This window comes from Agrobacterium sp. rho-13.3, assembly GCF_033957765.2.
Lineage (GTDB): Bacteria > Pseudomonadota > Alphaproteobacteria > Rhizobiales > Rhizobiaceae > Agrobacterium.
Window position 1 is genome coordinate 2,813,473 of record NZ_CP192774.1, and the last position, 19,747, is coordinate 2,833,219.

The 19,747-nt window shown below is 54.6% G+C and carries 18 protein-coding genes and 2 pseudogenes; 11 read left to right on the top strand and 9 right to left on the bottom strand.

The genetic code is table 11. The annotated features are described in order from the left end of the window. The first annotated feature begins 1 nt into the window (after window position 1). The 8 genes from RMR16_RS13620 (at window position 2) to RMR16_RS13655 (ending at window position 7,106) form a co-directional block, all read left to right on the top strand. Window positions 2–637 (top strand): pseudaminic acid biosynthesis-associated methylase, encoded by a 636-nt coding sequence (locus RMR16_RS13620; RefSeq protein ID WP_320200359.1) that lies wholly within the window; start codon window positions 2–4, stop codon window positions 635–637. An 8-nt stretch (window positions 638–645) separates the two neighbouring features. Beyond that, window positions 646–1,797 carry an N-acetyl sugar amidotransferase gene (locus RMR16_RS13625; RefSeq protein WP_320200358.1) on the top strand — a complete coding sequence of 384 codons (1,152 nt, stop codon included), beginning with the start codon at window positions 646–648 and terminating at the stop codon, window positions 1,795–1,797. Beyond that, a complete protein-coding gene (gene hisH, locus RMR16_RS13630; protein ID WP_320200357.1) occupies window positions 1,794–2,435 on the top strand; it encodes an imidazole glycerol phosphate synthase subunit HisH in 642 nt (213 codons plus the stop codon). Before RMR16_RS13625 ends, hisH begins: the two co-directional genes overlap by 4 nt. Then, a complete protein-coding gene (hisF, locus tag RMR16_RS13635; protein WP_320200356.1) occupies window positions 2,429–3,217 on the top strand; it encodes an imidazole glycerol phosphate synthase subunit HisF in 789 nt (262 codons plus the stop codon). Before hisH ends, hisF begins: the two co-directional genes overlap by 7 nt. Then, window positions 3,214–4,308: a UDP-2,4-diacetamido-2,4,6-trideoxy-beta-L-altropyranose hydrolase gene (gene pseG, locus RMR16_RS13640; RefSeq protein ID WP_320200355.1), complete on the top strand. Its 1,095-nt coding sequence runs from the start codon at window positions 3,214–3,216 to the stop codon at window positions 4,306–4,308. Before hisF ends, pseG begins: the two co-directional genes overlap by 4 nt. A gap of 1 nt (window position 4,309) precedes the next feature. Continuing rightward, window positions 4,310–4,840, top strand: coding sequence for a UDP-4-amino-4,6-dideoxy-N-acetyl-beta-L-altrosamine N-acetyltransferase (gene pseH / locus RMR16_RS13645; RefSeq protein ID WP_320200354.1), 531 nt, complete (start codon window positions 4,310–4,312; stop codon window positions 4,838–4,840). Then, window positions 4,837–5,907, top strand: coding sequence for a pseudaminic acid synthase (gene pseI / locus RMR16_RS13650; RefSeq protein ID WP_320200353.1), 1,071 nt, complete (start codon window positions 4,837–4,839; stop codon window positions 5,905–5,907). Before pseH ends, pseI begins: the two co-directional genes overlap by 4 nt. Before the next feature lie 131 nt (window positions 5,908–6,038). Then, a complete protein-coding gene (locus tag RMR16_RS13655) occupies window positions 6,039–7,106 on the top strand; it encodes a glycosyltransferase family 2 protein (RefSeq protein ID WP_320200352.1) in 1,068 nt (355 codons plus the stop codon). Window positions 7,107–7,293: 187 nt separating this feature from the next. Here RMR16_RS13655 and RMR16_RS13660 read toward each other — a convergent pair whose 3' ends face one another. From RMR16_RS13660 to RMR16_RS13675, 4 genes are read right to left on the bottom strand one after another with little or no spacing between them, the layout of a single operon-like run. Then, complete coding sequence (locus RMR16_RS13660; protein ID WP_432354665.1) at window positions 7,294–8,535, bottom strand: recombinase family protein; 1,242 nt, start codon at window positions 8,533–8,535, stop codon at window positions 7,294–7,296. A gap of 24 nt (window positions 8,536–8,559) precedes the next feature. Then, complete coding sequence (locus RMR16_RS13665) at window positions 8,560–9,051, bottom strand: recombinase family protein (protein WP_320200351.1); 492 nt, start codon at window positions 9,049–9,051, stop codon at window positions 8,560–8,562. A gap of 17 nt (window positions 9,052–9,068) precedes the next feature. After that, window positions 9,069–9,449, bottom strand: coding sequence for a helix-turn-helix domain-containing protein (locus RMR16_RS13670; RefSeq protein WP_320200350.1), 381 nt, complete (start codon window positions 9,447–9,449; stop codon window positions 9,069–9,071). Next, window positions 9,439–9,780, bottom strand: a complete 342-nt coding sequence (locus RMR16_RS13675; RefSeq protein ID WP_320200349.1) for a type II toxin-antitoxin system HigB family toxin — start codon at window positions 9,778–9,780, stop codon at window positions 9,439–9,441. The genes RMR16_RS13670 and RMR16_RS13675 overlap by 11 nt, the downstream gene beginning before the upstream one ends. A gap of 274 nt (window positions 9,781–10,054) precedes the next feature. On the opposite strand from RMR16_RS13675, the gene RMR16_RS13680 reads away from it, so the two are divergent. Continuing rightward, window positions 10,055–10,588 carry a hypothetical protein gene (locus RMR16_RS13680; protein ID WP_320200348.1) on the top strand — a complete coding sequence of 178 codons (534 nt, stop codon included), beginning with the start codon at window positions 10,055–10,057 and terminating at the stop codon, window positions 10,586–10,588. A gap of 36 nt (window positions 10,589–10,624) precedes the next feature. Here RMR16_RS13680 and RMR16_RS13685 read toward each other — a convergent pair whose 3' ends face one another. After that, window positions 10,625–12,148: an MFS transporter gene (locus tag RMR16_RS13685; RefSeq protein ID WP_320200347.1), complete on the bottom strand. Its 1,524-nt coding sequence runs from the start codon at window positions 12,146–12,148 to the stop codon at window positions 10,625–10,627. Between the two features lie 99 nt (window positions 12,149–12,247). Here RMR16_RS13685 and RMR16_RS13690 point away from each other — a divergent pair, with 99 nt between their 5' ends. Beyond that, window positions 12,248–13,114, top strand: a complete 867-nt coding sequence (locus tag RMR16_RS13690; protein ID WP_320200346.1) for a LysR family transcriptional regulator — start codon at window positions 12,248–12,250, stop codon at window positions 13,112–13,114. A 56-nt stretch (window positions 13,115–13,170) separates the two neighbouring features. Here the strand turns inward: RMR16_RS13690 and RMR16_RS13695 are convergent, their stop codons facing one another. Further along, the gene (locus RMR16_RS13695) at window positions 13,171–14,076 is read right to left on the bottom strand and encodes a LysR family transcriptional regulator (protein WP_320200345.1); all 906 of its coding nucleotides are present in this window, start codon (window positions 14,074–14,076) and stop codon (window positions 13,171–13,173) included. A gap of 188 nt (window positions 14,077–14,264) precedes the next feature. On the opposite strand from RMR16_RS13695, the pseudogene RMR16_RS13700 reads away from it, so the two are divergent. Then, a pseudogene (locus RMR16_RS13700) lies at window positions 14,265–15,245 on the top strand (aldo/keto reductase). 577 nt (window positions 15,246–15,822) lie between these two features. Here the strand turns inward: RMR16_RS13700 and RMR16_RS13705 are convergent. The 3 genes and pseudogenes from RMR16_RS13705 to RMR16_RS13715 all read right to left on the bottom strand — a co-directional run. After that, a pseudogene (locus RMR16_RS13705) lies at window positions 15,823–16,062 on the bottom strand (HRDC domain-containing protein); the annotation flags it as partial. A gap of 346 nt (window positions 16,063–16,408) precedes the next feature. Then, on the bottom strand, window positions 16,409–18,376 hold the full coding sequence (locus tag RMR16_RS13710) for a glycosyltransferase family 2 protein (RefSeq protein ID WP_320200344.1): 1,968 nt from the start codon (window positions 18,374–18,376) through the stop codon (window positions 16,409–16,411). Continuing rightward, window positions 18,345–19,565: a hypothetical protein gene (locus RMR16_RS13715; protein ID WP_320200343.1), complete on the bottom strand. Its 1,221-nt coding sequence runs from the start codon at window positions 19,563–19,565 to the stop codon at window positions 18,345–18,347. Before RMR16_RS13715 ends, RMR16_RS13710 begins: the two co-directional genes overlap by 32 nt. Window positions 19,566–19,747: the final 182 nt, after the last annotated feature.

Below are 19,747 nucleotides of genomic sequence, written 5' to 3' on the forward strand. Positions count from 1 at the left end.
CATGGCTCAGGACGCCAACGAAAAATATAAGACCGAGCAGGAAACGTTCTGGGCAGGAGAATTTGGCTCAGACTACATCGCCCGCAATCAAGGTGAAAAGCTCCTCGCCTCTAACCTCAACTTCTTTTCCAAGGCGCTCGCCTCAGCGCGCGGTGTCAAAAGCTGCATAGAGTTCGGCGCAAATATCGGGATGAACCTGAAGGCCCTGCGTCTCCTTAATCCAGATATCGACCTCCACGCCATCGAGATTAACAAGGACGCCGCAGCCGAGCTTCGGAGTTTTCTACCTGAGGACCAAGTACACCATACGTCGATCTTGGATTTTATGCCGCAGAAGGTGAGTGACCTTGCACTGATTAAAGGTGTTTTGATTCACCTCAACCCGGACATGCTGCCAGATGTCTATGATAAACTAGCGGCATCCACCAGCCGATACCTGCTGATTGCTGAATATTACAACCCATCTCCGGTTTCGATTCCTTATCGCGGCCATAGTGACAGGCTGTTCAAACGCGACTTTGCGGGCGAAATCATGGAGCGCAGACCGGAGTTCAGGTTGGTCGATTACGGCTTTGCCTATCGGCGAGACCCTAATTTCCCGCAAGACGATATTACTTGGTTCCTAATGGAAAAGTGAGGAATTACATGCTGACCTATTGCAAACGCTGTGTGATGCCTGACACCAAGCCAGACCTGCATCTGGACGCGGATGGCATATGCAATGCCTGCCGCAGCTACGAACGGCGCACAGAAGTAGACTGGGATACGCGCTATCAGGATTTGTTGAAGGTTCTTGAACGATACCGCCGCAACGATGCCAGTAACTGGGATTGCATCGTTCCTGTAAGTGGGGGCAAGGACAGCACTTATCAGGTTATCCGCATAAAGCAGCTCGGCCTTAATCCGCTTTGCGTGACATCTAGCACCTGCGATTTGAGCGAAATCGGGCGAAAAAATATCGAGAATCTCAAGCATCTTGGAGTCGACTGCGTTGAAGTGTCGCCTAATCCTCTGGTACGCGCGAAACTTAACCGTATCGGCCTTACGCAGGTCGGGGATATCTCTTGGCCGGAACATGTAGGCATTTTCACGATTCCTGTTCGCGCAGCCGTTCAGTATAATGTTCCGCTCATCATCTGGGGCGAAAACTCGCAGAACGAGTATGGCGGCCCCGCAGCCGACTCGGAAAACAATGTTCTGAGCCGCCGCTGGCTTGAGGAGTTCGGGGGCCTGCTGGGCCTGCGCGTGTCCGATATCCCAGGTATGGAAGACATCGAGGCTCGTCACCTCATAAACTATAGCTATCCGAGCGATGACGAACTCGCTCGTGTTGGAGTGACCGGCTTGTTCCTTGGTCATTACCTGCCATGGGATGGTTTGTCCAACGCGCTTATCGCTCAGGCAAACGGCTTCACAAGCTATCACAAAACGGTGGAGGGCTCCATGGTTAACTACGAGAATCTCGACAATCACCAAACCGGAATTCATGACTACTTCAAATACCTGAAATTTGGATTCGGCCGAGCGACCGACCTAGCCTGCCTCCATATCCGGCGCCATCGTCTGACGCGTCAGGACGGGATAGAAACGGTAAAACGCCTTGATGGCCAATTCCCTTGGGAATATCTCGGTAAGTCTCTCGAAGAAATTCTAGAGCCCCTCGCAATGACCACTGACGAATTCATAAAGGTTTGTGACAAGTTCACCAATCGCAAAATTTTTAAGCGTGATTCAAGTGGTGCGCTTCTCAAGGATCGATTAGGCAATCTGGTGAAACTGAATTATGACAACCCATGAACGTAGGCATCATAGACTATGGCGTAGGTAATCTGGGTTCTGTGATGCGGGCGCTTGAAGAGTTGCGTGTCACACCGAACCTGATCACTTCGCCTTCGGAGATAGATCACAACGACTGCCTCATTCTGCCTGGCGTGGGCAACTTCTCGGAATGCATGAAACGCTTGAGCGACGGTGGCTGGCCTGACGCGATTAAGGATAGTGTAGCCTATGGAAGGCCGCTTCTTGGTATCTGCCTTGGAATGCAGCTGCTTGCAAGTAGTGGCACTGAAGGCCCAATAGATGAGCCGTTGAGGAACACGCCGGGACTAGATCTTATCAAGGGCAGTGTTCAGCGGCTTGACAGACTTGGATGCAATTTCCGTGTTCCTCACATGGGTTGGAATTCGATTATCCATCACGGCGCGGCAAGTCCGCTTTTTGCATCCATCCCTGATGGTACGGATTTTTATTTCGTCCACAGCTATGCTTTCGTCACTGATAGCGACCAACACCTGCTCGCGACGACATCTTATGGAGTAGCGATGACCGCTGCCGTTGGAGAAGGGTGCGTCTGGGGCACACAGTTCCATCCGGAAAAGAGTTCCCGTGCTGGCCATCGCGTTCTAAAAAACTTCTTGGAGATCGTCGCGTGCTAAAGGTCAGGGTCATTCCAACGCTCCTGTGGAAGCAATTTGGACTTGTTAAAGGCATAGGTTTTGACAGCTGGCGCCGCGTCGGACCCGTGTTGCCTGCGATCAAGGTATATAATCAGCGTGAGGTGGACGAGTTAATTCTTGTCGACATCGCGGCGCAGCAGAGCGATGAAGCACCCGACTTCGAGTCAATAGAAGAATTTGGACAGGACTGTTTCGTCCCGTTCACTGTCGGCGGCGGCATTACGCGCATCGACTATGTCCAGCGGCTTCTGCGCGCTGGAGCCGACAAAGTTAGCATCAATACCGCTGCCTATACAACGCCCGAGCTCATTACCGAAATAGCGACACACCACGGTTCACAGTGCGTGGTCGCGAGTATCGACGTCCGCGCCGTTGGTAGTAAGTCTTGGAAATGTTTCAGTCATGCAGGTCATCAAGACACCGGACGAGATGCCGTTGAGTGGGCGCGCGAGCTCGAAGATCGGGGTGTGGGTGAAATCTTGATCACCTCGATCGAACGGGACGGTACTATGAGCGGCTATGACCTTGATCTCATTGAGGCAATTGTTCAGACGGTAAATGTTCCCGTAATCGCCTCTGGCGGCGCAGGAAATTATCAGCACATGGTTGATGCCGTGACGAAAGGAGGCGCTTCTGCTGTTGCTGCGGCAAGCATATTCCATTTCACAGAACAGACGCCTGCTGGTGCCAAGTCTGCCCTTGCTGCAGCTGGAGTACCAGTGCGCCAATCCCTCCACGCCCTGAACGGGCAAGCAGGATGAAGGTAGCAATCCGCGCTGATGCCTCTCTTGACATTGGAACCGGCCATATTATGCGGTGCCTTACGCTTGCCGATCACCTGACATCCGCTGGTGCCGAGGTCAGGTTTCTCTGTCGGGTAATGGAGGGAAACCTAATCGATTTTATCCAAAGACGTAACTATCTGGTGGAAACTCTGCCATCGCTTGCCACACGCCCGCCCGTTGACAACACTGCTGATCGTCCCGCCCATCACAGTTGGCTCGGAAAGAGCATGGAGGCTGACGCCAGCGACACCATTCACGCATTGGGAGCCGCTTCTCCTGACTGGTTGATCGTTGATCACTATGCGATTAACAATCGTTGGGAGACCAAACTACGTCCGCATTGCAAAAACATCATGGTGATCGACGACCTCGCAGATCGATCGCATAACTGTGACATCCTGCTAGATCAGAGCCTCGGGCGGATGACGGAAGACTATAGCAATTTGGTTCCTGTTGGTTGCCGGATTGCAGCGGGTGCAGGCTATGCGCTTCTGCGTAGTGAATTTGCCTCGCTCCGCGATGAAAGCCTTGTCCGCCGCAGAAGCAGCGAAGTTAAAAACATCTTGATCACGATGGGGGGGATAGACAAGGATAATGTGACCAGCCGGGTCATGGATGCCTTGCGACACTGCAAGCTGAGTAGTGATACCAGGATATCTGTCGTAATGGGCGGTCAATCACCTTGGCTTTCTCTCGTACGTGAAAAAGCAACCACTCTTGATTGGCCAACTGAAGTGATCGTCGATACACAGGACATGGCACGCTTGATGAGTGAAAGCGACGTTGCGATCGGCGCTGCGGGCTCTACATCGTGGGAAAGGTGTTGTCTGGGGCTGCCGTCGATCATAATGGTGCTGGCTGAAAACCAGGCGCTCATCGCACGCAGCCTTGATGAGATCGGCGCTGCCCTGATGGTGTCCGACATGACTGTCTTGAATCGATTGCTTCCGTCAGCACTGGATCCGTTAATCGAAAGAGAGTTCCTGCGCTCTGCTATGAGTGAAGCTGCCGCTGCGATTGTTGATGGCTACGGCGCCTCCCGAGTCCTGGATTTCTTGGAGCTATAAGATGTCCATTATGTCTACTGGCTTTGTTCGCAAAATGGTTCCAGAAGATCTTGAGCGTGTGCTAAGCTGGCGAAATAGCGAGCATGTTCGCCAGTTCATGTATACGAAGCACGAAATAAGTCTTGAAGAGCACCGAGCATGGTTCGAGCGCAAAAACCTTGATAGAAACTGGACTCTTCTGATTTTCGAGGACGCAAGCGGGCCATGTGGTTACGTCAGCTTCCGTAACAGTGATACTACGAGCACCGCCGAATGGGGCTTCTATATAGCACCTTACGCAGTAAAAGGCACAGGGAGCCGTCTCGGTATCGCGGCACTCACTCACGCATTTGAGGCGCTTAATTTCGCAACGGTTAGAGGAGAAGCACTTGCAAGCAACGAAAACTCTATCCGGTTTCACGAAAAGATGGGTTTTAGACGGCAAGACGTGTTAAGCGGCGGGCGTTTCGTTGGCGGTAATTATCATGACATCGTATGTTTTGGCATAACAGCTCCCGAATGGCAGGCAGCAAAAGTGAGACTCGCGAAATGAATTCTGAAGCCTTCATAAACATTGCCGGTCGGCGCATTGCGCATAATACGCCTCCATATGTGATCGCCGAACTCTCCGCGAACCACAATGGCAACCTGCAGACTGCTCTAAACATAGTCGAGCAAGCAAAGATTGCCGGTGCGGATGCTATCAAGCTGCAGACATATACCGCCGACACAATAACTCTGAAGTCGGAAGCTGAGGAATTCCAGATTCGTGGTGGTTTGTGGGATGGGAAAAGTCTTTATCAACTCTATGAAGAAGCGCATATGCCATGGGATTGGCACAAGCCGCTTTTCGAGCGTGCACATGAACTTGACATCACGATTTTCAGTTCGCCTTTTGACAATACAGCAGTCGATCTTCTCGAAGATTTAAATGCGCCTGCCTACAAAATCGCTTCTTTCGAAGCGGTGGATCTCGCCTTGATCAAATACGCAGCCGGTACCGGAAAACCCATGATCATATCGACCGGCATGGCCGATGGTGAGGAGATAGAGGAGGCAATCGCCGCTGCCAAAGATGGTGGGTGCAAGCAGATTGCTATCCTGCATTGCGTCAGCGGTTACCCTGCTCCATCTAAGGACTACAATCTTGCTACCATCACGGACAAGATTCGCCGGTATGGACTGGTTACCGGACTTTCCGACCACACACTAAACAATACAACCGCAATTGCGAGCGTGGCGCTTGGCGCCCGAATTATCGAAAAACATTTTACACTCGACCGGAATGGCGGTGGGCCAGATGATAGTTTTTCGCTGGAACCGAAGGACATGAAGGACCTCTGCGACAGTGCTAGGACTGCGTGGGAGGCGATAGGGAGTGTCGATTACGGCCGTAAGTCAAGCGAGCAAGATAATGTAAAGTTCAGGCGGTCGCTTTATTTTGTGAAAAACATGAGAGCGGGTGAGGTCGTGACTGCGACTGCTATCCGCAGCGTGCGCCCGGGCTTCGGTATGGCTCCAAAGTTTTTGGACGATATCTTAGGCTCTGTTTTGCTCAAAGATGCCGAAGAAATGACGCCTGTAACTAGCGCTCACATATGGTCGACAAAAGGCCGATGAATTGTTCGAGGATTTCGACGGCGAATAGTAATGTGCACGCCAAGAAACCATGTAATATTGATAGTATGACGACTTTTTCTAAAGTACTTCAGACTAGGCATGTAAAATCTTAAAATCGTCTGGAACATTCAATGAAGTACCCATTTCCGCTTGATTTCACTTTTCCAAAACGTGGACTTTTGAACAAAGCATTGACCTTATGGGAAGATATTCGCATAGGGCGCCGAGAGCGAAAAGATAGACGGGAAGTCGACCTAAAGCCGCTCAAAACGGAGAGGCTCCTCAGTAAGGATGATCTCCCTCTTGTCTTTATTGCGAGAAACGAGCTGGCGATTTTGCCGGCATTTCTAAATCACTATCGCTTCCTCGGCGTGACAAGGTTCATCTGTGTCGATGATCAATCCACCGACGGGACGACAGAGTACCTGACAGGAGAATCTGACGTCGACGTTTGGACGTCGAGCGTTAGATTCGCAGATGCCCGTCGAGGGCGACTATGGCGTGAGCAGCTGTTTAATATTTACGGAGTTGATCGTTGGTACATCAACGTGGATGCCGATGAACTACTCGTTTACGACAGGTGTGCAGCTCATGATTTAAAGGATCTTACCAGGCTACTAGAGCGATCCGGGATTTCTCGGATGCCTGCACCAATGATCGACTGCTATTGCGATGATGCAGCAAAGCAAGAGGAAACTGACGATCGTTTGAGGCCTTGGAAAACGGCAAAATTTTTTGATACTGACGGCTACGAGGTGAGTTTGAACAAACGCGGAATCAGTGTTTTAGGTGGACCGAGGGCCCGCGCCTTTGGCGACTGTCCTCAACTCATGAAGTACCCTGTGATATATTGGGACGTTAGTTGTCGTTTCGGAAGTAGTATTCATAGTCCTCTTCCCTTTAGTCGAAATTTTTCTTCTGTCTGGGGTGTTCTTTTACACTTTAAGTTTTACATCAACTACCGCGATAAAATTCAGGAGGCAGCGTCCGGCAAGCAACACTACAACGCCTCGAAGCACTACGAGGTAATGGCTGAGCTCATCGAAAAGACCGGCCAACTGAATCTTTTGTATGATCGGTCGGCTGAGTTTCTAGCTCCTGGTCAGCTCGTTGATTTGGGATTCATGCCCAACATCGTGTACGATGTTGAGGAGACGAGTATGAGGTCCGTCAGGCTTTGGAACAATCTTCCTCAATAAAAACGGAGAAGTTTTTCGGTGCACGCTGTGTCAAATGAATGGCTAAATGACTTGCCGCTTGGCACCTAAACGGTTTTTCTCATGACTCCTTCAAAGGACCGCCGCGAAATTCGCAGAGGGACAATGTACGGCGCAGTCATCGGTTCGATAACTCTAAAGTAGCATAATTTTACAAGTTTCCATGCCATCAGGCCCCCGCAACCAAATAATTCCACAATAAACGACCAACAAAAAAGCCCCTCCTGGGGCTTTTGGCGTTCGTGGCCTTCAATCGACGTAACTCTTCCCATAAGCTCTTCCAAGGCCGCCACTCATTGGGCAGCGCCAGCCTCCTCTTGCCATATCCAACAGCACCTTGGCGCTCTATCCAGCTCAGGATCGTCCCAAATTCTCCGTACAAGAGCGCGTCAATCTCGCCTCGTTGCGGGCCCGGACGTAGCACGATCTTCTCAATTAAGGTTCGTAGAACCTCCGCCGCCTCGTTCCGCTCCTCGGGGCAATTGAGCGCTTCCGCCAGTCGGGCGACCTTGCCGGAATAGATTGCCGAGGCTCTCGGCAATAAGTCTGGGACATCCTCCGGCACATCGGAAACGAGGCTAATCAGTTCGGCCTTGCGCGCCTCCAGCTTCTCCATTCTGTCCTTTAGCTTCTGAGGTGGCACGCCTGCAAGAATAGCATCGACTGCTTTGCCCAACTCCCTGTCGGTTTTCTCGAGTTCCGCGTTCCACGCGTCGCGGCCGGATCTGCGCTCGCGATTAAGCCGATTGATTTCTGTTGCATAGGCATGCATCGCCTCGGCTGCGATCTCCGGTGCCATCATCCGGTTCTTGAGACCAGCGAGCACACGCCGCTCCAACTCTTCGCGCGGTATCGTCCGGGTATTGGTGCAGGTACCGTTGCTGATATGGTTCGAGCATGCAAAGCGATCGGCCCCACGCAGGGAGTAGGGGCCACCGCAGCTACCGCAAAAGATCAAACCCGACAGCAATGACTTAGGCCGCCGTACTCCGTTTAAGCGGTTGCCTTGATGATGCGCTCGAACTGCTTCCGTAACATTCGCATATGTGTTGGAAAGGATAGATTGGCGCTGCTTTACCGCCTGCCACAGAACGTCATCGATAATACGCTGATCTGGCACCTCCGTGACGACCCACTCGGATTCCGGGTTCATCCGCGAGACACGTTTGCCGGTAGATGGGTCTTTGATATAGCGCTGACGGTTCCAGATCAGCCGACCGATATAAAGCTCGTTGTTGATCAGCCCGGTTCCACGCTTCACATGACTGCGGATAGTCGTGTCGTTCCAGAGCTTGCCTTCAGGGCCAACGATCCCCTCACTATTCAACGCGCTGGCGATGGCACGCGGCCCGGTTCCAGCTGCAAAATCGCGAAAAATGCGCCGGATAATTGCGGCTTCGCGCGTATCGATCTCACGGTCACCGCGAACTGGGTCTCAGCTGCCATCCAGCTTCTTTATGACCTTGTATCCATAGCAAAGACCACCGCCCGATTTGCCGCTCTCGACACGGCCGCGTAAGCCGCGATGCGTCTTGGCAGCGAGGTCCTTGAGGAAGAGCGCGTTCATCGTGCCCTTGAGCCCGATATGCAGTTCGGAGATCTCGCCCTCGGCCAGCGTCACGATCGGTACACCGGCGAATTTCAGATGCTTGAACAGAGTGGCAATGTCGGCTTGGTCACGGCTGATACGGTCCAGAGCCTCTGCGAGCACGATGTCGAATTGCCCGGTCTGCGCGTCTTGAAGGAGCATCTGAATGCCAGGCCGCAGGATCGTGCTCGAACCGGAGATGCCTGCATCCTTGTAGGTGGCGACGATCTGCCACTGTTCACGCTTTGCCTCTTCGCGGCAAATGCGAAGCTGATCCTCGATCGAGGCGTCACGCTGGTTGTCGGAAGAATAGCGGGCATAGAGGGCAACACGGGTCATCGGACAGTTCCTTCCGCTCAGGCCGCCTTTTCGTGAAGAGAAGGGCGGATGAGGACATCTGCAGAGATGCCAAGTTTTGCATGGAGATTACGGATCATCTCAATCGACAGGCCACGCTTGCGGTTGAGAATCTCCGAGGTACGATTGCGTGTCCCAAAGATCGGTTCCAGATCCTTGCGGGTCAGGCCCTGCTGCTCCATCCGAAACTTGATCGCCTCGATCGGATCGGGAGGGTCCATCGGATGGTGCTTTGCCTCATAGACTTCAAGAAGCGTTGCCAGAACATCAAGCCGGTCGCTTTCTGGCGTGCCGGTCTTGGCGCCCCACAGACGTTCAACTTCGCTAAGCGCTGCGTCGTAATCTGCTTCTGTGCGAATAGGCTTAAGGTCAGTTACCATGCTTCACCTCCGTGACGTCGATCCTATCATACGCCCTGTGAGTGCCAATCCATTTTATCCAGACGATGCTTTTCTCAAAGTCGACTGCCACCACCAGACGGTAGTCATTCCCCTTGATATTAAAGACGATCTGTTCAGCACTGACGATGCTCGCTGTGGCGTAAAGCTTCTTTATATCTGCGGAACTTGCCCAGATCGCCTTGCCGACTTCATCGAACCAGGCGTCTAACGCCGCCTTCACAGCCGGTTGATCCTTTTGGCCCGCTAGGCTGTCGACAAATTCTCGCAAAGTACGGCGAGCAATAATCCTCATAAAGATACCTTTTATCACGATCCCTTTATGGGATCAACGGCGACATGAAAATATCCCGAGAGAGAGAAAATCTCCATCGGGATAATCAGAATGACAGATATTCAACTATCACCATAGTTTCTATTTGGAAGGCGTCACAGGCCCCTTGCGTTCGCGTGCGAGCTTGCGATCGCAGTCTTCGCGAGCCATCTGCCTCCCGATCAGTTGGGCTAGATGCACAACGGCATCGTTTGTAACAGCCAACCGGTCGACCTCCGATCTCCCTTTGTCGGAGGGAGGGTACATTGCGATCATGATCCTGCCCCGCTTTGTCGGAGTGCTTGTTATTCTGCGCCCGGCGGCCGATGGCTTTTCCCTTGTCGCGCTTCTTGCCGCCATCTACTATGCCCTCGCGGCAGTCATAACCCGAAGCAAATGCGCTTGCGAAAATCCCCTGAGCGTCGCCATGTGGCTGAACTTGTGCCTCGTTGTCACGGGCGCATTCGGTATCGTGGGTGCCACTTTTTTGTCGAGTGCCGAAAATCCGGCATTTCCATTCCTGCAAAGCCTATGGGTGGTGATGAGCGGCTGGACGATGGCCATCATCGTGCTGCTGGGGATATTGCTGGTCGCTGAAAGCATCTGGGTCGCAAAAGCCTATCAGATCGCGCCGGCGGCGATCATCGGCACGTTCGACTACAGCTATCTAGTATTCGCGGTATTCTTGGGTTTCGTGTTTTTCTCGGATGTGCCCGATATGCTGACAGTGCTGGGGATCGGTTTGATCCTGGCGGCTGGTTGGCTGGTCGTGCGGGGCGGTTCAAAAAGCGAGGTTCGATCTTCGTAGGTATTTCACAGCCCGGAAAACCTTGGACGAACCTGATCACGATTGATCTCTCGGCTCTCGGGTTACTGCGTCGTCGGTTTCAGGATCGCCGCCGAGTGCACCCGGACGAGCTTCAAACAGTGACTGCCGAGGACACCCTCGAACGTCCGCAGACTTATCTTGCCTATTACAGCAGCATTCTGCAGGCCGATGCAGACACCGTTCTCGCGTTAGACAGAAGAACGAGAGCGCAGCGCCGAAAAGCAGCAGAGCCACAGCGACGATGAGCGAGAGATGCATGCCGTGCATGAACGCGGCGGGCGCCGTGTCTCGTACGAAATAGCCGCACATCGCCACACCGAGCATGCCGCCCACTTGCCGTGCCGTGTTGAGAACACCCGACGCGATACCGGCCCGGGATGGATGGACCGAGGACAGTGTCACGTTTGTGATCGTCGGCACGATCAGCGCGATGCCGCCCGCCGCCATCAACATCGGTACGACGAGTTGCCAATAGGAACCGCTGACACTGACCGGCAGAAGCAGAAGATATCCGGTCGCAGCCAGAAGAAGGCCGAACACCATCAGAGGGCGCGCGCCAACGTAACTGATCAACCGGCTTGCGATGATATTCGCGACCATCAGAACAACGGTCATCGGCAGGAAGGCCATGCCGGTTTCCTGCGGTGACAGATGTTGCTCCGACTGGAAGAATAGGCTGAATACGAAGATGAGGCCATAATAGGCGAAGTTGACGATGACGCCAGTGACCGAGGCGATCGAGAAATTCGGACTGAAGAACAATGACAGCGGCAGCATCGGTGCACGGCTGCGCGTCTCGATCAGGAGGAAGCCGATTGCGGAAACGACGGTTAGGAGAAGAACGACGAGAACCTGTGGATGGGTCCAGCCGAGATGTGCCGCGTCTGTCAGCGCCGTTGCCAGCGATGCCAGCGCAACGATGGCGGTTGCCTGTCCAGGCAGATCAAGCGAGCGGCCCTCGTTCCTGGGACTCGTCGCGGAATAGCGCAGGATCAGCATCAGGCCGATCAGTCCGATCGGAATGTTGATCAGAAAAACGCTGCGCCAGCCCAAATGCGTCACCAGAAAGCCACCGACGACTGGGCCGGCCGCCAGCGCGATGCCGCCCGCCGCTCCCCACCATCCGACCGCGCGGTTGCGCTGCTCCTTGTCGGGAAAAGCTTGGGCGAGCAGCGACAACGAGTTCGGAACCAGCAGTGCGGCGCCGACGCCTTGCGCGAGCCGCGCTGCCACCAGCGTCGCCAACGTCGGAGCAAGCCCGCAGCCAAGCGATGCCAGCGTAAATAGGGTGAAGCCGGTGATGAAGACGGCGCGTGCGCCAAAGCGATCGCCCAACGCTCCGGCCATAAGCAGCAGGGCCGCGAAGATAAGCGTATAAGCGTTGACCACCCATTGGAGACCGGCGATGTCGGTGGAGAAGCTGGTGCGCAAGGCATCGAGTGCGACGTTGACGACACTGACGTCGATGAGAACGACCACGAAGCTAAGCGCCGCGGCGGCAAGTGTAATGCGTGGGTGTAGTGGGGAAGAGGCAGACATCGAGACAACCTTATGACGATAATTTGCCTCGAAACTACGCTAATGATATCTATGCGGTTATTCGGTATTTACGCTAGTGAACCTTGAGAAATTGCACAGATGGCCGATTGGGAGAACCTTCGTTATTTCCTGGCAGTCGGGCGTAGCGGCACACTTTCCGGTGCAGCGCGTGCCTTGAAAGTTGACCACGCCACGGTGAGCCGACGGCTGGCGACGCTCGAAGCCGAACTCGATGTGGCGCTGGTCGACCGCCTGCCACGATCCTGTCGCTTGACGTCGATTGGCAGCCAAGTCTTCGATCAAGCCGTCCGGATGGAAAGTGCAGCGGACGGTGTTGCCCGGATCGCCCGGGCCGCGCATAAGCCGCTTGTGGGCAAGGTCACGCTTAGCGCTCCGCCGGTGCTGGCGGCGCATCTGCTGGCGCAGCATCTCGCGCACTTCCGGGCCCACTATTCGGAGATCCGTCTTTCTCTCGCTGCGCAGGCGCAGCAGGTTTCGCTCAGCCGCAGGGAGGCCGATGTTGCTCTCCGGCTGGTGCGCCCCGAGGAGACCGGCAGTTTCGCGCGAAAACTCGGGGTCATGCCATTCGGTCTCTACGCGCGCCGCGACTATCTGCACCGTAACCAGCCTGATCGATGGCAGTTTATCGCGTTCGATGAAAGCTTTGTAGATATGCCGCAGCAGAAATGGCTGCTCGGCATTGCCGGCGCACGGCCGATCGCATGCGAGTTGAACGACATCAGCGGGCATCTCATTGCCGCACGTGCAGGCGCTGGCGTCGCCGGGCTGCCCTGCTTCTTGGGAGACGCCGACCCGGACCTCATACGGATCGGAGAGTATGTTCCATCCTTCTCCCGGGACATCTGGCTTGTCGTCCACCGCGATTTGCGCAAGACGCCATCCGTCCGCGCCGTGATGGATTTCGTGACCGCGCTCATCACTGAGCATGACGGCTTCGCTGCTTAACTTCAGCGCACTCGCCGAAACGCAGTGGTTGATTGGCGCGCATTCAAATCGGGCGCTTAAAAGTGGTACGGTCGCGCTGTTCCCAGAAAATCGATAAAGGCGCGTAGCGGCCGGATCATTTGCCTCCGGCTTGGATAATAGAGGTAGAAACCCGGAAACGGCGGCGACCAGTCAGCGAGCAGATGTACCAGCCGTCCTGCCGCGACATGTTCGTCTACCTGGTGCTCGAACAGATAGGCGATGCCGGCGCCGTCGAGTGCGGCGCGCAGCCCAAGCTCTGGCTCGTCTGTCACGAGCGGGCCTTCGACGGCGATGTCGAGCTTTTGCGCGCCGCGCTCGAACTCCCAGCGGTAGAGGCCGCCGCTGGTCGGCCAGCGGTAATTGAGGCAGCGATGGCCGCGCAGATCGCTTGGCGTTTCCGGCGTTCCTGCGCGAGCGATATAGGCGGGAGCGGCGACGACCATCATCCGCACGTCGCCGCCCACGCGGACGGCGATCATGTCCTTGTCGAGCCTTTCGCCAAGACGCACGCCGGCATCGAAGCCGCCCGTGACGATATCGACCAATCGCTCGTCCAGTGTGATGTCGAGGACGATATCTGGATAGGCCATAGCGAAGGGGCCGATCATCGGCGCCAGATGGTGCATCGCGGCGACGCGCGTGGCGTTAATCCGCAAACGCCCTGCCGGCGCGTTGCGCTGGTCGGTCACTTCTGCAACGGCGGCATCCAGATCGGCGATCGCTGGTATCATCCGCGCCAGCAATCGTGCGCCTGCCTCACTCAGCCCGACGCTACGGGTGGTCCGGTTGAGGAGGCGGACACCCAGCCGCTCTTCCAGATTGCGGATGGTCTGGCTGAGCGCGGAAGCGGACATGCCCAGTTGGGCTGCCGCACTTCGGAAACTTCCGTGTTCTGCAACGCTTGCAAAGGCGCGAAGCTCGGCGAAATCGCTGCCTCTCATGGTCTGATTATGCCTCGTTTTCCAAACAGCATATGTAGATTATAGAGCATTCTGTTCTTTATCGGAAGCGGGCATCATCCGGGCAAAGCAAGCTGGAGATGACGCCCATGCCCCAAATCCTCACCCTCGACACCTATCGCCTGCTCGGCCGATCCGGCCTGCGGGTCTCGCCGCTGGCGCTCGGCACCATGACTTTTGGCACGGACTGGGGATGGGGCGCGGACGAGAGTGAAGCGCGCAGCATCTTCGACACCTACGTCGATCATGGCGGCAATTTCGTCGACACAGCCAACTGCTACACGGACGGCGTGGCGGAGCGGTTTCTCGGTGCCTTCGCGCAAGGTCGCCGCGACCGGCTGGTAATCGCCACCAAATACACCGTGCCGACGCGAAAGGACGACGCCAATTCCGGCGGCAACCATCGCAAGAGCCTCGTCCGCTCGGTCGAAGAAAGCTTGACCCGGCTGAAAACCGATTACATTGATCTGCTCTACCTCCACGCCTGGGATTTTACGACACCCGTCGAGGAGGTGCTGCGGGCGATGGACGATCTCGTTCGCGCCGGCAAGCTGCTCTATGTCGGCATCTCGGATACGCCGGCCTGACAGGTCTCGCGCATGCAGGCGATCGCCGATCTGCGCGGTTGGTCGCCACTGATCGCGCTTCAGATCGAATACAGCCTGATTGAGCGCACGGTGGAGCGCGATCTGATCCCCATGGCGAAAGAAATGGACCTTGGTGTCATCCCGTGGTCGCCACTGGCGAGCGGCGTACTCTCAGGCAAATACACGCGCGATGACTTGAACCTCGGCGCGTCCGGCGACAGCGGTACCCGCCGCGACTTTGCGATTGCCAACGGCGTGTTGACCGAGGGCAATCTCGCCATTGCCGATGTCGTGCGCGAGGTCGCCACCGAGATCAATAAAACCCCGTCGCAGGTGGCGCTGGCCTGGACTTTGCTGGAACCGGGGGTGACGGCACCGATCGTCGGCGCCCGCACGGTGGCGCAGTTTGAGGACAATCTCGGCGCTCTGGACGTGGTGCTGAGCGAGGGCCAGCGCGCACGCCTGAATGCTGTCAGCGCCGTCGATCTTGGCTTTCCGCATGAATTTTTGGCGCGGGCAACCACACGTAAGGTGATGTTCGGCGACTTGATCCTTGCTAGGTAGGGCCGATAAAAGCAGCCATTCTGACCGCTGTGAGATACGGCGATCGGCGGCATTTACGTAGCCACCGCGCCATAAGGGATAATAGGCGGGGCTTTGGGCCGGGAAGGTTCGAACTGGATCACGTCGAGAGCCTAAGCCGTTGGCCTAGGGATAGGCGGTTCTACCAATCGTAGGAATCGCTGGTTGCGAGCCCCCCTCAACCATTGTTTAATTATCTTCTCAGACGGCTACCTGGATTGAATGTCGATATCGGTGGCTGTGAGCCCCCGCAACCAAACAATTCCACAATAAACGACCAACAAAAAAGCCCCTCCTGGGGCTTTTGGCGTTCGTGGCCTTCAATCGACGTAACTCTTCCCATAAGATCTTCCAAGGCCGCCACTCATTGGGCAGCGCCAGCCTCCTCTTGCCACATGCAAACGTCAAGACCCCAGCAAGAGCCAAAGAGCAAAACGATCATCAGGGCAGAGACAGCGGCAACAGCACCGATACGGGTGACCAGCGAAGACGTCTATAAGGCTCTCCCACTGAAGTCGGCCGCACCAACCCAGTCCTGCCCTTACCTTACCGTGGTTGGTCAATTATTCGATAGAGACTCAGCAATCACCTCAAGGAATGCAGGGCCGTAGCGATCCAGTTTGGCTTCGCCCACGCCAGGCACTCTTGCCATCTCCGCGCGGGAGGTTGGTTTTGCGGTGGCGAGTTCGATCAAGGTTTTGTCGTGGAAAATCACGTAGGGTGGGAGGTTCTGGGTGCGGGCTATTTCCATGCGCCGTTCGCATAACGCCTGAAACAACGTTGCGTCGCTGTCTGGCAGAGCGCCCAATGCCTGGCGGCGGTTTTCCGGGCGACGCTTGCGCCGCTGACAATCGGCGAAGTAACACGAGCCTCCCGTAGTACCGAAGCTTGTTGGTCGGGAAAATAAATCGGGTGGTCTATCAATCGGTGACGGTCGGGGGATGGCGTCTGAACATTGGGTGTCGATTGATCACAAGCCAAACGCTTTCATGACGTATCAATCGGCGCGGAATGTTGGCTCTGACGCGCATTCGATGACTTTGAGAGGTCTAAAGCATGTTTCGTGAAAAAGGGTTCACGCAACATGCTTTAGTTTCGAGTCACTGATGGTCCAGTCCCTACGATTTACGCCAAGGGCATGGCAGTCAAAAACTCTGGCGAGCGAATGCGCGCCGCAATAGTGACTGTATGGATGTGGTGAGCTTACCCATATGGGCAATATGGCCGGGTGATTTTCTAAAGAGAGTTCGCAATATCCAGCGTTTTTGTTCGATGTCGGGATTGATAGCGTAGTCTCCGGATCCGGTTGCCATAAGCCGCAACCATCCGAGACCGGGAAGCAAAACCTCATCAAAAACAACTGGAACCGACATGGTGGTTGAAAGCTCCATCTTTTCTGTCGAAAGAGCACTAATGCAAACGGGCATGGTGTCGCCATCACATCTTGCCGTTGTCGTGACGGATGTTGTGATGAGTTCCTCCTGCCCGAAACGCGGAAGCTCGACGCATACAATCAGACTGATAAAAGAAATAACCATAGCCACGGCCGACCAGATCAGGTTCAGGATATCAGCGGGTGAGAGTTCGGTCGGTGTATCCGCACCAAATACCACTGACAGTATCGATGTTGCGGACAGAATGGAAATTGCACCGAAAAATATGGCTGTCGGTCTATGCACGCGAATTCGTGATCGATCGCCGCCCTTTTCTGTGACCTTGAATGGCTTTCCGAAGGGCGCGCGCGCAGCCTGTATCAACGTCACTGTGACGGGCAAAGCAGTCAGTGCGTGGGTTACTTCTGTGAATATCGGCAAAGTGCGCCCCTCTGATATCCATGCCGAATAGATCCAGAAGATGAAAAGTGATGAAATTCCGTATTTCATAAAAATGAGTTCATCGGCCTGAAGTGCGGGAATATCGAAAAACCAGTAGATGGAAGGTGCCAGCAACAGGCAGAGAATGAACGGCTTGCTGAGCCAGTTCAGCAGACCGTGCAGGTAGTGCAAGCGCTGGCGTAACGAAAAACGCCCCTTCCAAAGCGGCCCGGTTTTCAGAAGTCCAATCTGAATCGTACCAAGGCACCAGCGTGTACGCTGCGTGATATATTCGGGAATACCTTCCGCAGAAAGGCCAACGCTGAGTTTCTCGTTGAGCCAGCGGGTGACATATCCTTTTTCCAGCAACCTGTATGTCAGCAACATATCTTCGGACAAGGCATCATGCGGGAACCCGCCTAGCTCATTCACATATTGGCGGCGCACGACGAAACTCGTGCCCACACAAAAAGCACAATCGACGGCGTCTTTGGCAGGTTGGAACGTATCGAAAAAGACACGCTGGTCATCCACGAAGCTTCGGCTGATGCCCAGATTGTGTTGCATGGGATCGGAGTTGAAATAAAATTGCGGAGTCTGGACCAGACCGATTTTCGGATCCCGGAACATCCCTGCCACGCGCATGAGGAAATCTTCCTGTGGAGCGAAGTCCGCATCCAGAACCATGATCAGGTCTGATGGGCTGTTCGAAGCATTCGTTGCCCTTAGGGCATTGTCGAGATTGCCGGCCTTTGCGTGTTTATTATCCGGCCTGGTCAAATATTCCACGCCAACTGCCTGGCAATGAGCGCGCACCTCCTGGCGGCGTGTGTCATCACAAACAATCACATTGAAATTCGGATAGTCCATTGCCTTGGCACAAAACATCGATTTTTCGAGAATGTGAAGTGGTTCGTTGTACGTGCAGATAAAAACGGTGACGGAAGGGAATCGATTGTCTTTGACCATCGCCTCTCTCGCACTGTCAGCCTCGACGCTGCGGTCAGTTTTTCTCAAAAGGATGACAATCGACGCAAGCGCGTAGACAACGGAGATGGTTTCGAAAGTGAAATATATATATTGCCAGATCGACTCGAAGGTCGGCTCAATCGGCGACAACGTATCCACTGCGCGCCACACCAGATAGAGGGCCAGTGAAATAAAGACCACGGCGCTGAACAAAAACCTTTCGACAATATTGGCCGGATCGGAGAGCTTCGAAAAAGCGAGAAATCCAAGCGCTACGCCTATATTGAAAAGGAGAACCTCAGGAACATTGTTTTCTATCCCGAACAGCATGATGTCCTCTTTGATCCGTAAAAGGGTTGAAGTTCGTAAGCGCAAGAACAGTCCAGGCTGTTGCCCCCAGATGCGGCCAGCGATAATAATTGAAGTCGCCTCCGCTGCCGTCAGCCCCCACTGTCAGCTTGGTGGAGATATGCGGCTTGTCGGTCGCCAGAATAAATCCCGTCGATGCGTCCTTATTGACGAGCGCGGTGTTCAGAAGAGTTTGCGCGCGCTCACCATCATCGAATATCTTGAACACCAGAGCGGCTTGCGCAGTGCCCTCCATCCAGACCCCATCACGATCGTCATTGAAGTCAAATCCGCCATCAATGGCATTTGTGGAATCGATGATTGCCCGAATATTGCTCCATCGTGTCGGAAGCGCATCCGCTTCAAACGCCAGAAACGGCCACAATTGCGCATCGAGATAGACGCCCGCATTGCTGTTTGGCTTGTCGTCAGGTGTCGTGCCGATCAGATAACCCTTCCCATCCCTATACATTGAACCGACAAAAACGCTGCTGCTGCAATACAACCTCGGCCATTGTGGGTTACTGTCCAGCTTGGTGAGCCATTTGGCGACAGCAGCCGTATCGATATTATGCTCAGTGGATTTCCAGGGGATACGCTGGGCATTCGGCTCAAACCCGGAAAAACCGCCCGTGATACCTGTTGCCGTATCAAATTGTGATATCCAAAGTCCCAACGACCGGGCAGACGCCAAATAGCGTTCTTCATTGGTAACGTCATAAATTTGCAGAAGGGCGAGCGCGGCCCACGCTACGTTGCCGACAGCAGTGCTTGCCTGATATTCATCCTCTTGCCAGCTATTGCTGCTCTTGTTCCACCAGCCGGGAAGTTTCGGTGGCGTAGACATTTCGCCAGCCAGATAGGCATTTCTCAAGCGGCCATCCTTGTAAAAACGGTCGGAATTTTGCGCAACGACCAGCGCATCGCCTATACGTTTGGCAGCGCCAACATCTCCGCATGCAAGAAAGGCCATACTTGCCAAAGCATTGTCGTAAACGAAAGCGACATTCTTCAATGCAAAAGACGCATCAGAGTCTGAGGCAGCGGGATAGCTTGGTATCAAGCCCCCCGCGGCGACCTGATATTTCGTCATGGACTCGCAAAGCTTTTTGGCAGCCTTCGCGGCTTGACTATCAGCGTAGGCTGGCAATTCTGTAGCTATACAGGTCATGAACGACGCCAGTACGAACAACCATTTCATTGGTCCGTTCTTTCGAGATTCGTGTTTCTAACAACATAGAGAAACGTGCGATAACCTCCCCAATGCCGAATTGGATCACTACTCATCGAACGATGATTTACCTGCCTCTCATCGCCACACCGCGCGTATTCCGTAACAATAAGTCAAGCGGA